Origin of the sequence: Campylobacter sp. (genome assembly GCF_017646085.1) — a bacterium.
Lineage (GTDB): Bacteria > Campylobacterota > Campylobacteria > Campylobacterales > Campylobacteraceae > Campylobacter.
This window is the reverse complement of sequence record NZ_JAGCNF010000099.1, coordinates 1-14245: the sequence shown is the minus strand read 5'-3', so window position 1 is coordinate 14245 and position 14245 is coordinate 1. Positions and strand designations below refer to the sequence as shown.

15 protein-coding genes and 1 tRNA gene are annotated in these 14245 nt (G+C 31.5%); 8 read left to right on the top strand and 8 right to left on the bottom strand.

Annotation, left to right across the window (positions count from 1 at the left end; genetic code table 11):
- Positions 1–412: hypothetical protein (locus J6V67_RS05325; RefSeq protein WP_291859820.1), on the top strand; the 412-nt coding region annotated here is incomplete at its 5' end.
- A gap of 5 nt (positions 413–417) precedes the next feature.
- Here the strand turns inward: J6V67_RS05325 and J6V67_RS05320 are convergent.
- A complete protein-coding gene (locus J6V67_RS05320; protein ID WP_291859817.1) occupies positions 418–1602 on the bottom strand; it encodes a molybdopterin molybdotransferase MoeA in 1185 nt (394 codons plus the stop codon).
- Positions 1589–2896, bottom strand: coding sequence for an MFS transporter (locus tag J6V67_RS05315; RefSeq protein WP_291859815.1), 1308 nt, complete (start codon positions 2894–2896; stop codon positions 1589–1591). The genes J6V67_RS05320 and J6V67_RS05315 overlap by 14 nt, the downstream gene beginning before the upstream one ends.
- 159 nt (positions 2897–3055) lie before the next feature.
- On the opposite strand from J6V67_RS05315, the gene J6V67_RS05310 reads away from it, so the two are divergent.
- The 7 genes from J6V67_RS05310 to J6V67_RS05280 all read left to right on the top strand — a co-directional run bounded on the left by J6V67_RS05310 (position 3056) and on the right by J6V67_RS05280 (position 9205).
- Positions 3056–3886: a substrate-binding domain-containing protein gene (locus tag J6V67_RS05310; RefSeq protein WP_291859812.1), complete on the top strand. Its 831-nt coding sequence runs from the start codon at positions 3056–3058 to the stop codon at positions 3884–3886.
- Between the two features lies 1 nt (position 3887).
- Positions 3888–4733 carry a phosphate ABC transporter permease subunit PstC gene (gene pstC, locus J6V67_RS05305; protein ID WP_291859809.1) on the top strand — a complete coding sequence of 282 codons (846 nt, stop codon included), beginning with the start codon at positions 3888–3890 and terminating at the stop codon, positions 4731–4733.
- Positions 4730–5551 carry a phosphate ABC transporter permease PstA gene (pstA, locus tag J6V67_RS05300; protein WP_291859806.1) on the top strand — a complete coding sequence of 274 codons (822 nt, stop codon included), beginning with the start codon at positions 4730–4732 and terminating at the stop codon, positions 5549–5551. Before pstC ends, pstA begins: the two co-directional genes overlap by 4 nt.
- On the top strand, positions 5551–6306 hold the full coding sequence (gene pstB, locus J6V67_RS05295; RefSeq protein WP_291859803.1) for a phosphate ABC transporter ATP-binding protein PstB: 756 nt from the start codon (positions 5551–5553) through the stop codon (positions 6304–6306). Before pstA ends, pstB begins: the two co-directional genes overlap by 1 nt.
- A gap of 35 nt (positions 6307–6341) precedes the next feature.
- Complete coding sequence (locus J6V67_RS05290; RefSeq protein WP_291859801.1) at positions 6342–7013, top strand: response regulator transcription factor; 672 nt, start codon at positions 6342–6344, stop codon at positions 7011–7013.
- Between the two features lies 1 nt (position 7014).
- Positions 7015–8718: an ATP-binding protein gene (locus J6V67_RS05285; RefSeq protein ID WP_291859797.1), complete on the top strand. Its 1704-nt coding sequence runs from the start codon at positions 7015–7017 to the stop codon at positions 8716–8718.
- Between the two features lie 229 nt (positions 8719–8947).
- Positions 8948–9205, top strand: coding sequence for a hypothetical protein (locus tag J6V67_RS05280; RefSeq protein ID WP_291859794.1), 258 nt, complete (start codon positions 8948–8950; stop codon positions 9203–9205).
- Between the two features lie 396 nt (positions 9206–9601).
- Here the strand turns inward: J6V67_RS05280 and J6V67_RS05275 are convergent.
- From J6V67_RS05275 to J6V67_RS05250, 6 genes are all read right to left on the bottom strand, one after another.
- A tRNA-Asn gene (locus J6V67_RS05275) sits at positions 9602–9676 on the bottom strand.
- 79 nt (positions 9677–9755) lie between these two features.
- Positions 9756–10664: a radical SAM protein gene (locus tag J6V67_RS05270; protein WP_291859793.1), complete on the bottom strand. Its 909-nt coding sequence runs from the start codon at positions 10662–10664 to the stop codon at positions 9756–9758.
- Complete coding sequence (gene hemE / locus J6V67_RS05265) at positions 10664–11695, bottom strand: uroporphyrinogen decarboxylase (protein WP_291859791.1); 1032 nt, start codon at positions 11693–11695, stop codon at positions 10664–10666. The genes J6V67_RS05270 and hemE overlap by 1 nt, the downstream gene beginning before the upstream one ends.
- A gap of 15 nt (positions 11696–11710) precedes the next feature.
- The gene (locus tag J6V67_RS05260; RefSeq protein WP_291859788.1) at positions 11711–12238 is read right to left on the bottom strand and encodes a YqhA family protein; all 528 of its coding nucleotides are present in this window, start codon (positions 12236–12238) and stop codon (positions 11711–11713) included.
- Positions 12231–13265 (bottom strand): aspartate-semialdehyde dehydrogenase, encoded by a 1035-nt coding sequence (locus J6V67_RS05255; protein ID WP_291859785.1) that lies wholly within the window; start codon positions 13263–13265, stop codon positions 12231–12233. The genes J6V67_RS05260 and J6V67_RS05255 overlap by 8 nt, the downstream gene beginning before the upstream one ends.
- A 75-nt stretch (positions 13266–13340) precedes the next feature.
- Positions 13341–14245, bottom strand: a 905-nt coding sequence (locus J6V67_RS05250; RefSeq protein WP_291859782.1) for a sigma-54 dependent transcriptional regulator, incomplete at its 5' end; no start/stop codon positions are given.

Genomic DNA, 14245 nt, shown 5'->3' with positions numbered 1-14245 from the left:
ATGTGAGTTTATCAAAAATTGCGATATTTGCATAATTAGTGATGAGATTTTTGAAACTAATAAGAGCAGTTCACAAGCTATTTTATCGCTTTTAAAAAGCAAATTTGGCTTTAAAATAGTAAATTTAAATGGTGATGAGATAGAACTAAATGGCCAATTAACAGAGCTTAAGACAATTCCAAACTATGATAATGCTGTGATTTTTACTCATCCACATTGTAATGAGTTTAGGGCTGGGAGCTATTTTGGTATTGCTGCAAAATTAAAAAATGGTGATGAAATTACTATAAATTCAAGTCAAAAAGATATAAAAGCCACTTTAAAAATTGATCCAAATATTAAAGGAACTATAGGATTTTTAGGTTTTGATGGGGCAAAATATGGCTTTGAGGTTTTGAAATTTAGCCGATAATTTGGCTAAATTTCTATATATTCTACTACTTCACCAGCATTTAATTTAGTTTTATGGCTTGGACAGCGCAATAAAACTGCGCCACCAGTAAGATTGCTAATAATAGCTGAACTGCCTGATTTTTTAGATTCTGTTGAGATTTTTAATACTCCATTATCATTGCTTAAAGTAGCAGCGCTAAACTCTTCGTATGGCGATTTTTTGATATAATCCTCTTTTAAAATAGCTTTTGATTTATGGGCTAGATTTGTCCCAAAACTATGTTCTATAAATTCTCTAAAAAATAGCACACAAGTCACAATTGCAGAATAGGCAAAACCAGGCAATGCAAAGATAAATTTATTATTAATTTTGGCTACTTTAATATGTCTACCAGGCTTAATACTAGCACCATCTACTATTATTTGAGCTTCTCTAGCAATATCTCGCATAAAGTCAAAATCTCCTACGCTAACCCCGCCAGTTGTGATAAGAAAATCAGCTTGATTAAGAGCATTTTGAACTGCATTTTGTATGGATTGTTTATCATCTTTTATTATTGGCATAATGATTGGCTCACAACCCATAAGTTTTAGCAAAGATGAAATTGATATACTATTTGAGCTATATATTTGACTTTTATTCTCTCTGGTTTGACCGATATCTAATACCTCACTACCAGTGCTTAATAGAGCGACTCTAGGAGCAACTAAGACATTTATATAACTATATCCTAATTCAGATAAAAGTGCTAGTTCGCAGTAGCCAAGCTTAGTTCCAGCTTTGATTAAAAGTTCTTTAGCTTTATAGCTTTCGCCTATGTCTCTAATAGCAAAACCTTTAGGAACTTTTTTGATAATCTCTATATATTCACCATCAAATTTTACATTTTCTATTGGTACTATAGTATCGGCTTGGTTGCACACTAATGCACCAGTAAGGGTTTTAATGCATTGGCCATCATTTATATTAATATCGCTATCATGTCCAGCTGGTGTAATATTTATTACTTTGATTTTGCTATTTTGATTATCAAATTTTATTGCATAACCATCCATTGCTGATGTTGGATAGGCTGGATGTGGATCTTGTGCTATTATATCACTAGCTAATATTCTATTAAGTGCGTTAGTTAACGGGATTCTCTCGTTTAGTGTCCATTTTGGAGTTATGCTTTTTAGGATTTTTAGATTTTCATCATAGCTCTTCATCTTTGACTCCTAAAATAGCAATAATTTCATCTTGGCTGATGATTTTAGAGTTGAATTTGATTATATTTTGATTATTTTGATTGTAGCGATCTACTATTCCATTTATATTGTCTAGTTTTGATATATCAGCATTTTTTAGGCGTATTATTTGGAATATTCTTGGATCGTTTAGTCCTAGTAATACTATTAGCCAGATAGTTGAAGCAATAGCTAAAACTATAGCTAAAATGGTAATACTATAACTATGTAGCAAATATCCGCCTACGGCTCCACCAAGAAAACTACCCAAATAACCAAATGAGTTAAAAATTCCAAGAGCTGAACCTTTTTGGCTAGCTTTAGCAAATTTACTAGCACAGCTTTGCATAATTGGCTCGTGGATATTAAATCCTATAAAGAATATAACTACTGAAATGATAAAAATTATGGCCGAATTTGCTAATCCAAATCCTATAAAAGAAGTGATAAAAAGTACTACGCCAATTAATAAAAGCTTTTTGCTATGCCCTTTACCATCGCCTAAAAATCCAGCCATTCCCATAGCAATAAATCCAAAAATCATAGAGATTAAATATACAATCCATAAATTATCACTCTCATATCCTAGAGATTTTACTAATACAATTGGTATAGCTACAAAGGCGCAGCTCATTAGCATTTTTTGCATTAAATTTGTTAAGTTCATTATAGCTAAATCTTTTTGACTTAAAAGCTGCATTAATGGTACTTTAGGATCGTGGTGGTGGATTTTTGGCTCTTTTGGCACTGCGCTAAAGAGTAAAAATATACAAAAGATTGTTATAATAATAGATAGATAAAATAGACTAGAAAGACCAAATTCACGACTTAAAAGCGGGCTAAGAACCATAGAAAGTGCAAAAGCGATTCCAATCATACCGCCCATCATAGCCATAGCTTTAGATCGTTTATCTTCGCTTACTAAGTCACTTATCATAGCAGTAGCCACAGCACCTACAGCGCCACATCCTTGAAGCAATCTACCAAGTAGCATAATATAGATATCATTAGCTATAGCGCATATAAATGAACCAATTATAAAGATAATTAATCCCACACACATCATAAATTTACGGCCAAATTTATCACTTAAGCTTCCAAAAGGTATTTGAAAAATCATCTGTGTAATCGCATACGCACCAATAGTAAGCCCAGCTAAAAACTCATTAGCACCATCTAGCTCAAGAGCATAAAGACTAAGAACTGGTAAAATAATAAAAAGCCCAAAAAACCTAGAAGCTGCGATAAATCCAAGCGGTAAAACCGATCTCATCATAAAATAGTCCTTAAATTTAAAAAAGAGTGATTTTATCATAATTAAGATTAAACTCTTTTAAATTTAAATTTTTCAAACTTTACATCAAATTTACATTTATTACATTTTGACTTTACAACTTTTTTTTATAATTTTACAACTTAAATCAAAGGAGTTAAAATGTTTAAAAAATATATTGTTGCACTTTTTGTGTTGTGTGGGATTAGCAACTATTTGGCGGCTGAGAATATCTATCCAATATCTCGTGAAATGGGTTCTGGAACAAGGGGAGCATTTGTTGATATATTCGGTGTTAAAAAGCAAATTGGCAATAAAAAAATAGATGCTACATCTAAAAAAGCTGAAGTGACTAACTCAACTGGAGTTATGATAACTACGGTTGCAAACTCAAAAAATGCAATTGGCTATATCTCACTTGGTTCTTTAAACGATACAGTAAAAGCTGTAAAAATAGATGGAGTTACGCCAAGCGTAGAAAATGTTAATAATAAATCTTATACAGTTTATCGTCCATTTAACCTAGCTATAAGTAGCGATAATGAATTAGTAAGTGATTTTTTAGGTTATATAGGCTCAAATTTATCTAAAAATATAATCCAAAAAGCTGGATATATCGCTATTTATGATAATGAATTTAGCTCAGCAAAACCTAGTGGTAAGATTGTAGTAGCTGGGTCTAGCTCTATTACTCCATTAATGGAAAAACTAAAAGAGGGCTATAAATTAGTAAATCCAAATGCAACTATAGAGATACAACAAAGCGACTCTACTACAGGAATTAACTCAGCTATAGAAAAAATCGCTGATATTGCTATGGTATCAAGGGAATTTAAAGCTAGCGAGTTAAAAAGCGGTCTAAAGACTCAAATTCTAGCATTAGATGGTCTAGCTGTAATAGTAAATAAAGAAAATTCAATTGATTCATTAAGCAAAGAGAGTGTAAAAAAGATCTTTGCAGGAGAGATTACAGATTGGGATAGAGTAAAATAGTATGTTAAAAGAGAGAGTATTTCAAGGGCTTTTTGCCCTTAGTGCTGGATTTTCTATCTTTGCTGTTGGCGTTATAGCTATATTTTTGTTTTTTAATGCTTTTGCAACTATATCACAAATAGGCTTTTTGGAGTTTATTTTTGGTATGGATTGGTATCCTGATGAGGAGATTTTTGGTATCTTTCCTATGATTGTTGGAAGCATCTATGTTACAGCTTTAGCTATAGCATTAGGTGTGCCTATTGGGGTATTAAGTGCTGTGTATCTAGCATATTTTTGTCCTAAAAGATTAAAGGGCATTATTATGCCAGCTGTGGAGCTTTTAGGAGCTATTCCATCTGTTGTTTATGGATTTTTTGGACTTGTGATAGTAGTACCTTTAATATCTAATATTTTTAGTGGTGTCTCTGGAAAGAGTGTTTTAGCAGCCTCTTTAATCTTAGCTATTATGGTTTTACCTACAATTATCTTAGTATCAAAAGCAGCTATTGAGGCTTTACCTAAGAGCTATTATGAAGGCGCCTTAGCTCTTGGAGCAACCCCTGAGAGAGCTGTGTTTTTTGCTGTTGTGCCAGCTGCAAAAAGCGGAATTTTAGCCTCTGTGATTTTAGGAGTTGGTAGAGCTATTGGAGAAGCGATGGCTGTTATAATGGTAGCTGGTAATCAAGTTCAAATTCCACACTCTTTAAGTGATGGTGTAAGAACTTTGACTACAAATATCGTGCTTGAGATGGGTTATGCTGCAAATTTACATAAAGATGTATTGATTGCTAATGCAGTTGTGCTTTTTGTCTTTATTTTAATTATAAATATTAGCTTTAGTGCTTTAAAAAGGAGTAAAAAGTGAATATAGATTATCTGTCGATATTTTTATTATTTTTGCTTAAATTTGCTATTATTAGTGTACTTTTTGTATTTTTTGGGATTACTCTTTTTATCTTTATTAAAGGGATTATTTATATTACTCCAAGCTTATTTGAGTGGGAGTATAACAGTACAAATGTATCGTTAATGCCAGCACTTATAAATACTATAAATATGGTTATTTGTTCTTTAGCTATTGCTATGCCTCTTGGGATTTTTGGTGCAATTTATCTAAATGAATATAGTAAAAAAAATAGTAAAATTTTAAATCTTATAAGAGTAACTTCAGATACATTAGTTGGAATTCCAAGTATTGTATATGGACTATTTGGCTATCTTGCTTTTGTTATATATTTTGGATTTAAAACTAGCTTTATAGCTGGGGTTTTAACTCTTAGTATTATGATTTTACCGCTGATTTTAAGAAGTAGCGAGGAAGCTTTAAAATCTGTTCCAATTGGCTATAAAGAGGCCTCTTTAGCCCTTGGTGCTAGCAAGCTTCGTACTATATTTACAATCATTTTACCTAGCGCTACAGCTGGAATTTTAGCTGGTGTTATTTTAAGTATTGGTAGAATTGTAGGGGAGAGTGCGGCCTTGCTTTATACCTCAGGAAGCGTAGCCCAGATTGCTGGAGCGATGGATTCAGGGCGAACGCTAAGCGTGCATATGTATGCTATATCTAGTGAAGGACTTCATATAAATGAAGCCTATAGCACAGCGATGGTATTAATTGTTATTGTATTTTTTATGAATTTTATTTCAAATTTTATAGCTAAAAAGATTTTAAAGGATAATTGATGAAGAAGTGTTTTGATATAATAAAATTAAATTTACATTATGGTTCATTTCATGCATTAAAAAATATAGATATGCAAATTACCAAAGGCGAAGTTACGGCATTTATAGGGCCAAGTGGTTGTGGCAAATCTACATTTATTAAAACCCTCAATCGTATGAATGATTTAGTAGAAGATTGTAAAATTGATGGCAAGATTTTATTTCATGATAGGGATATTTATAGTAAAGATTATGATATAAATTTGCTTAGAAAGCGAGTAGGAATGGTATTTCAAAAGCCAAATCCATTTGCTATGAGTATATATGATAATATAACTTTTGGACCCAAAACTCATGGAATAAAAGATAAAGATAGCCTAGATAGTATAGTAGAAAAAAGTTTAAAAGATGCGGCTTTATGGGATGATTTAAAAGATAGATTGCATAGTTCAGCTATAGGTCTTAGTGGAGGACAGCAACAAAGGCTATGTATAGCAAGAACTCTAGCAGTAGATCCAGAGGTGATACTAATGGATGAGCCTACAAGTGCGCTTGATCCTATCTCTACATCTAAAATTGAAGAGCTAATCTTAAAGCTTAAAAAGGATTATACGATTATTATCGTAACTCATAATATGCAACAAGCCCACAGAATTTCAGATAAGACAGCATTTTTTTGGATGGGTGAAGTAATTGAATATGATGATACTAAAAAGATATTTAATAAACCAAAACATAAAAAAACACAAGACTATGTTTTGGGAAAATTTGGGTAAGTTTGTTATAATTTATCAAATTTAAAAGGAATTTAATGGTATATGTACTAGAGGATGAAAAGGCTATTTTAGATCTGATTTGTTATGCTTTAAAATCTCAAAATATTCCAGTTAAAGGCTTTGGCTTAGCTAGCGATTTTTATAAAGCCCTAAAGGATGAAATACCACAAATTCTAGTCTTAGATGTGATGTTGCCAGATGCTGATGGATTTGAAATTTTAAAAGATATAAAAAGTAGTCTTAGATATAAAGATATTTGCGTTTTGATGCTTACAGCGCTTGATAGCGAGATTAATAAGGTAAAAGGGCTGGATTTAGGCGCTGATGATTATATTGCAAAACCTTTTGGTGTGATGGAATTTTTGGCCCGTATTAGAGTAGTTTTTAGACGTAAAGCTATAAAAGAACAAAATAGCGATATAACCTTTGATGGATTAGAGTTTTCATATAAAAATCATATTGTAAAAATTAATGGCATAATCTTAGAATTGACTTTGAAGGAATTTGAGCTACTTGGTTTTTTATTACAAAATCCAAATCAAGTCTTTAGCCGTGATATGCTTTTGGAGATGGTTTGGGGTTATGGCTATGATAAAGAGAGCAGAACAGTTGATATGCATATCAAAACCTTAAGAAAAAAGCTTGGTAATAAGGCTGATATAATCAAAACAATTCATGGAGTAGGCTATAAGCTAATAAAAGATTGATATGAAAAAAAGAGTATTTTATTTTATTATTTTTTCTATGTTGGGATTGGCGCTATTTGTAAATTTATTTTTGATATTTTCGATAGAATCTGTGCTTAAAAATGATCTTTTTGATAGACTAAAAAATTATGCAAACAAGATCAAAGATGAGGTCGCAATATCAATAAAAGATAACTCTTTTGCAAATTTAAAAGAATTACATAGTATTTATCGAATTAGTATAGTTAATAAATATGGAATTGTAATCTATGATAATTTTAGTTCAAATTTAGACAATCATAGCGATCGCTTTGAGATAAAAAGCGCAATGCAAAATGGGGAATCTAAAAGCATTCGCTACTCAGATACGCTTCTAAAACGCCAGATATATTACGCAGTCAAAATTTCTACTTATAATGGTGATTTTGTATTAAGAATTGCCAAAGAACAAAAGTATTTATATGATATTTTTCTAAGCTTTATCCCTTATATTATTTGTGAGATTATTGCTGTTTTGATATTTTCGTTTTTTCTAGCTAAGTATCTAACATATATAATTTTACGACCAATTTATGATATTGATTTAAAAAATTTAGATGAGAATCTACCATATCCAGAGCTTAAAATTTTAATAGAAACCCTTAAAAAACAAAACAAAATTATCAAAAGCCAATTTAAAAATTTAAAACAAAAAAGACAAGAACTTCAATCTCTTACTAAAGGGATGAAAGATGGCCTTATTATTATAAATAGATCTGGCGAGATCTTAAGTATAAATCCAAGTGCTCAAAAATATTTTGTAAATTTAGATAAAAATACAAATATATCTGAAATTTCAAATGATCTATTTTTAAAGCTTTTACTAAATAATTTACGAGATTTTAAAGATGGAAAAATAAAAGATGAGATAAGAGAGCAAATTGTATTTATGCAAGATATGCTTGTAGAGTGTGAGATAGTTTTTTCTCCTATTTTTTCATCAAAAGGCAAATTTAAGGGATTAATTATCGTTATATGCGATATTACTGAATTTAAAAGAAATCAAAATTTAAGTAAAGAATTTAGCGCTAATGTCACTCATGAGTTAAAAACTCCACTAACTTCTATAATGGGTAATGTAGAAATGATTAAAAATAACCTAGTAAAAAGCGATGATTTGCCGTATTTTATTGACACTATTTATGATGAATCAAAACGCCTTTTACGCCTAATAGAAGATATTTTAAAACTCTCGTTTTTAGATGAATCTAGTGCAAAGATCCCATTTGCTAAGGTTGAGCTATCTAATCTTATTTTAGAGACACAAGCAAATTTAAAAGAGTTGGCTAAAAAATATGAGATTAAATTTAAGCTCGAACTTCAAGAGGCTTATATATTTGGCTCAAGAGAGTTGCTAGGACATGCGATTTTTAATTTATGTGACAATGCTATTAAATATAATAATCCAGGTGGCTGGATTAAAATCAAACTTAGAAATCTTCCACGAAGTATAGAATTATCCATACAAGATAATGGAATTGGTATTGAACATAGTATGCAAGAGCGGATATTTGAAAGATTTTTTTGTGTTGATAAGGTTTGTAGTAAAAGAGTAGGTGGCACAGGTCTTGGATTATCTATTGTCAAATCAATTTTAAATATACATCACGCTAATATAAATTTAAAAAGTCAAAAAGGCGTAGGAAGTGAGTTTATTATCACATTTGCTAAGGATAATAGAATATAAGCAATAAAACGACTAGATTAGTGAAAATTATAAATAATATTAATAAAATAAACTGTGCTAATTAAGACAACGCAAAAGATTATTGCATAGTTTATAACTATGTAAAATAATAAGAACTCTTATGTTTAGCCTATCCTTTAACTTTTGATTTAAGAAGTAATTTCTATATAAGTTCTTTTATTGTAGAATCTATTTTTTATTTTCTTATATGTTTATTTTGGAGCGTAATATGTTTAGATATATTTTTGTTTCTTTAGTTTTAGTATCTACTTTATATAGTTATTGTAGAGAGCCAATGAAACCTATATGCATTGGTTCATCGACATCTTTTAAAACATTTAAAAATTCTTGTAGAGATGATGTAGAAGATTATATTAAAGATTTAGAGAGATATACAGAGTGCGTAGTAAGTGAATCTCGTAATAAGATTCAAGAGGCAATAGATAGCTATAAATGTTATGCATCTGGTGAGAATTTTTGTTATTGATAATATTTTATTTTTAAATCATTAGTATATTGGCTTAATCAAAATAGTGAGCCAATCAATATCTAAAGAGCATAAAATATTAAAAATATAGATATGATAAATTCTAAGAATATGAGTACAACAGAAGAATAGTGTTTTATATTGAACGAAAAACTAAAGAAAATATTGTATACAAAATCTAAATTAAATACTTTAGTCAAATGAAGCATAGCTTATTGTTAAAAGGAGTTTATAAATCCTATCTAGATAAAATTTATAAACTCTAAAAAATTAATATTATCAAATAGCAAAGTGTATCTTGCTTAGTCATTATATAGAATTAATTAAAGCTATATATTAGTTAATTGATATTTATTAAAAACATATTGATTAATATATGGATATTTAAGAGGTAAGTGGCTCCGGATGCTGGATTCGAACCAGCGACCAATCGGTTAACAGCCGACTACTCTACCGCTGAGCTAATCCGGAATATCGTATAAATGAGTTGGAATTATAGCTAATAATTAGCTATTTGTCAATTAAATTTAGCTTAAATTAGAAATTTTTTTTAAATTCTATAAAATTTCATCCCAGCTAGGTCGCATTCTATGATTTTACCTTCGTCTTTTAGTAGTTCTAAATTTATTTTTGCATTTGTAGTAAAGTTATTTTCTATATCATATAAACTTTGAGGGCGAAGTTTTAAAAGCTTTTCAAGTTCATCTTTACTATAATCAAATTTGGATTTTAAAGGCATTCTAGAAGCTATATTAACTGGAGCAGCATCTATAAAAGTGGCTAAATGATGCAAAATTTCGCTACTAACACCACTGGCATTATGAGCAGGTGGACGATCTATGGTGCTAATGTCTATTCTGTTAGGTAAAATCTTTTTAAAAGCGTTATTTAATGCAATAAACTCATTTTCATTATCATTATATCCAGCCACAACTAAAACCTCCATAATAAGCTCGCCACTAAATTTGGATCTAAATTTAGACATAAGCTCTACTAGTTCATTTACATTTATTTGGTCGATACTTCTATCAATTTGGCGAAATGTTTTTGGATTTACGCTATCAAGGCTAAATTTAACAATATCAAGTTTTAAAAGAGAGCAAGCTACATTAGGATTTAAAACAGCACTTCCGTTACTAAGGATTAGTGATTTTTGTGTAGTTTTAATGTTATTAATCTGTGTAATTAAACTTGATAAATCGCTATATAAACTTGGCTCGCCATTAGCTGTAAGAGTTATAACATCAATATCTTTAAATTCGCCAAGAGCTCTTTTGAGTTCATTTATAATTACTTCTGGTTTTGGCTCATTTTTTATAGTTCGTACAGTTTTAGCTTTTTTTAATTCACAGTATAAACAATCAAAGTTGCAGCTTTTTTGATCTGGACTAAGGTCAATCCCAAGAGAGCTGCCAAAGCGGCGGCTACTCACTGGGCCAAAAATAAATTTATATCCCATTATTTTGTATATTTTGCAGATTTTTCTTGAACAGATTTGATAAAATATTTAGCGTGTTCAACTGGAATATCTGGCAGAATACCATGGCCAAGATTAAATATATGTCTTTTGCCACCCATTATAGATAAAATTTCATCTACGCCTTCATCAATTGCATCTTTGTTGTATAGTCTTGTAGGCTCCATATTGCCTTGTAAAACATATTTGGCACCTAAAGATTTCTTAGCATTTGTAAGTGGTGTACTCCAATCTACGCCAAATACATCAAAATTCCCACTAATATCATCTAAGAAGCCACTAATTCCTTTAGGGAATACTATTACGGGGATATCTGGAAAATTTGTCTTTAGGTAATCAACAATCTCATTGATATAACTAAAGCCAAATTCCATATAAGCACTTTTTTCCAATGCTCCAGCCCAACTATCAAAAATTTGAACAGCATTTACTCCAGATTTGATCTGTTCAGCTAGATATAATTTAAGTGCATTTGTTACCTTGCGAAGAATAGCATGAAGGAATTGTGGATTATCATATACCATTTTTTTGCAGATATTGTATGTTTTTGTGCTTCCGCCCTCTATCATATATGTAGCTACTGTCCATGGAGCGCCACAAAATCCTATTAAAGCTTTATCTTTTGCTAGTTTATCTCTAGTTAATTTAATCGTATCATAGACATAGCTTAGATTTTTAATAGCTTTATCGCTGCTTAGCCTATCTAGATCTTCCATTGTAGCAATTGGTTTAGGGAATACTGGACCTTCGCCTTTTACAAATTTAAGCTCCATACCCATCTCCATAGGCACAACCAATATGTCGCTAAATAAAATTGCTGCATCTACGCCTAAAATATCAACTGGCTGAAGTGTAACTTCGCTAGCTTTTTCATAATCCTTGCAAAGTGATAAAAAATCACCAGCTTCAGCTCTAACTCTCATATATTCAGGCAGATATCTACCAGCTTGACGCATCATCCAAACTGGAGTATAAGGTGTTTTCTTGCCCAAACATGCATCTATAAAAATCATAAATATCCTTTAATGCTAATGGTGTGAACTCTTATGCAAGAAGTATAAGCCTAAACAAAGAGCCAAAATAGATATTGCTAGATAGACCATCTCAAGAGGTGTAGTAAATTTTGCATGTAAAACACGTTGAAAAAAGTTAACCACTAAAACCATTACAATGACCTTGCCAATCTTATCTTTGAGCTGGTCTAAGCTATGCACCTCAAGTACTCTAGCTTGTCTAGAGCTTTTAATAGTGTCGATTTCACTAATAAAAAGCTCATAAATCCCAAAGCTAAAGATAAAAAAGACTAACGCCATCAAATATAGATCTATAGCTCCAATAATAAGGCCAACACCATCACTATGTAGATCTATACTATGATCGCCAATGATTAGATAATTCCATGCATAAACTATTACTTTAACAATATCATAACTAGCAACAATAAACATTACAAAAGCTCCAAGTAACCCAAAGATTACTGGTAGCAATGTAACCATTCTAGACTTCCATAAAAGTCCTTCAAATATCTTTTCTATCTTATTTTTAATATTATCCATTCTGCTCTTGCATCTCTATCCATTTTTGTGCGATTCTAACCGCATTTGTCGCAGCGCCAACTCTAATTTGGTCAGCAACACACCATAAATGAAGTATGCTCTCATCATAATTATCTTTTCTAATTCTACCAACATATGTCTCATTTGTATCGCTTGCATGAATTGGCATTGGATAAAGATTATCTTTTGGGCTATCTTGAACTACAACACTTGGGGCATTTTTTAGAATTTGAGTTGCTTTTTGTGCATCAATTGGAGTTTTAAATTTGATAGTTATGCTCTCACTATGACTTCTAAGAACTGGTACACGCACACAAGTTGCACTTACTTGCATATCTTTGTGAAGAATTTTTTGTGTTTCATTGACCATTTTCATCTCTTCTTTTGTATAGTCATTATCTAAAAATACATCAATATGCGGAATTACATTTAGTGCAATTTGGTGTTTAAATGCACTTGGTTCACACTCATCAAGCTTAAATTCAAAGAATTTTTGCATCTGCATAACTAATTCTTCCATCCCTTTTTTACCTGCGCCACTTGTAGCTTGATATGTGCTTACATCAACTCTTTGAATTCCAAATGCATCATCAAGAGGTTTTAGCACCTGTACCATCTGAATTGTAGAGCAATTAGGGTTTGCTATGATGCCTTTATTTTGCCACTGAGCAATATCGCTTGGATTACATTCAGGTACTACTAAAGGTACTTCTGGATCCATTCTAAAATGACTAGTATTATCTATGACTACTGCCCCGCTTGCAGCTGCAAATGGTGCAAAATGAGCCGATATGCTACCGCCAGCACTAAAGAATGCAATATCTACCTCATGCTCATCAAATACAGTATCGGTAAGCTCTACAATTGGATAATTTTTGCCTTTAAATTCAATCTCTTTTCCAACACTCTTTGCACTAGCAAGCGGTAATACATCGCCAACTGGAAAATCCATCTCTTCTAAAACACGAAAAATCTCTTCGCCTACAGCTCCAGTAGCTCCAACTACTGCTATACTATACTTTCTCATACTACGCCTTAGATTTAAATTTAAACCATCATTTTATCTAAATTTAGCTTAATATAAGTCAAATTTAAATCTAAATTATTTTTTAGCGTAAATAAATAAATCCTCTTTACTAATACTATTGCCTTCACTTAATATAGCAGCACGCTCAACAATACTAATAAGCTCTCTAATATTGCCCGGATAATCATAACTTAAAAGCTCATTTATAGCCTCTTGGCTAAACTCTTTTTGCCCTAGCTCATATTCAACACAAACTCGCTTAAGAGTAGCATTTGCAATACCTTCAATCTCATCTTTGCGCTCTCTAAGTGGAGGTATTTTAAGTGGAACAGTATTTAAGCGATAAAATAGATCCTCTCTAAATTCGCCATTTGCGACTTTTTGTTCTAAATTTGCATTTGTTGCACTTACTATTCTTACATCTATCTTAATTGGTTTGCTAGCTCCTACACGAACAATCTCACGCTCTTGGATTGCTCGTAAAAGTTTAGGTTGTAAATTTAGAGGCATCTCTCCAATCTCGTCCAAAAATAAAGTACCGCCATTTGCTAATTCAAAAAGTCCCTTTTTGGTCGTTGTAGCGTCAGTAAAAGCGCCTTTTTCATATCCATATAGCTCGCTCTCGAGTAGATTTTCAGGTATTGCAGCCATATTAATAGCCATTAATGCTGCTTCTTTACGTTTTGAGTTTTCGTGAATATATCTACTAAAAAGCTCTTTACCTACACCGCTCTCACCCATTATCATTACACTTACATCTGTTTGGGCTGCCTTTTTGGCGATGTTTAGAGTTTTATCTAAATTTGCAGATACAGATAAAAAACTACTATTTTTTATATTTAAAGTAGTATCTGGTTTTTTAGCTTTAGTTTTTTGAGTTATTACGCTAGTTCGTTTAATTGCCGTAGCCAAAGTATCAATATCAAATGGTTTTGTCAAAAAGTCCTTCACCCCAAGACGAACGCTCTCAATAGCCCTAT

Bases quoted from the DNA above. Each gene is read 5' to 3' on its own strand.
- hemE (WP_291859791.1), bottom strand. From the start codon at position 11,695: ATGATTTTTATAGATGCATGTTTGGGCAAGAAAACACCTTATACTCCA.
- J6V67_RS05270 (WP_291859793.1), bottom strand. From the start codon at position 10,664: ATGGGATATAAATTTATTTTTGGCCCAGTGAGTAGCCGCCGCTTTGGC.
- J6V67_RS05285 (WP_291859797.1), top strand. From the start codon at position 7,015: ATGAAAAAAAGAGTATTTTATTTTATTATTTTTTCTATGTTGGGATTG.
- J6V67_RS05310 (WP_291859812.1), top strand. From the start codon at position 3,056: ATGTTTAAAAAATATATTGTTGCACTTTTTGTGTTGTGTGGGATTAGC.
- J6V67_RS05255 (WP_291859785.1), bottom strand. From the start codon at position 13,265: ATGAGAAAGTATAGTATAGCAGTAGTTGGAGCTACTGGAGCTGTAGGC.
- J6V67_RS05280 (WP_291859794.1), top strand. From the start codon at position 8,948: ATGTTTAGATATATTTTTGTTTCTTTAGTTTTAGTATCTACTTTATAT.
- pstC (WP_291859809.1), top strand. From the start codon at position 3,888: ATGTTAAAAGAGAGAGTATTTCAAGGGCTTTTTGCCCTTAGTGCTGGA.
- pstB (WP_291859803.1), top strand. From the start codon at position 5,551: ATGAAGAAGTGTTTTGATATAATAAAATTAAATTTACATTATGGTTCA.
- J6V67_RS05290 (WP_291859801.1), top strand. From the start codon at position 6,342: ATGGTATATGTACTAGAGGATGAAAAGGCTATTTTAGATCTGATTTGT.
- J6V67_RS05260 (WP_291859788.1), bottom strand. From the start codon at position 12,238: ATGGATAATATTAAAAATAAGATAGAAAAGATATTTGAAGGACTTTTA.
- J6V67_RS05315 (WP_291859815.1), bottom strand. From the start codon at position 2,896: ATGATGAGATCGGTTTTACCGCTTGGATTTATCGCAGCTTCTAGGTTT.
- J6V67_RS05320 (WP_291859817.1), bottom strand. From the start codon at position 1,602: ATGAAGAGCTATGATGAAAATCTAAAAATCCTAAAAAGCATAACTCCA.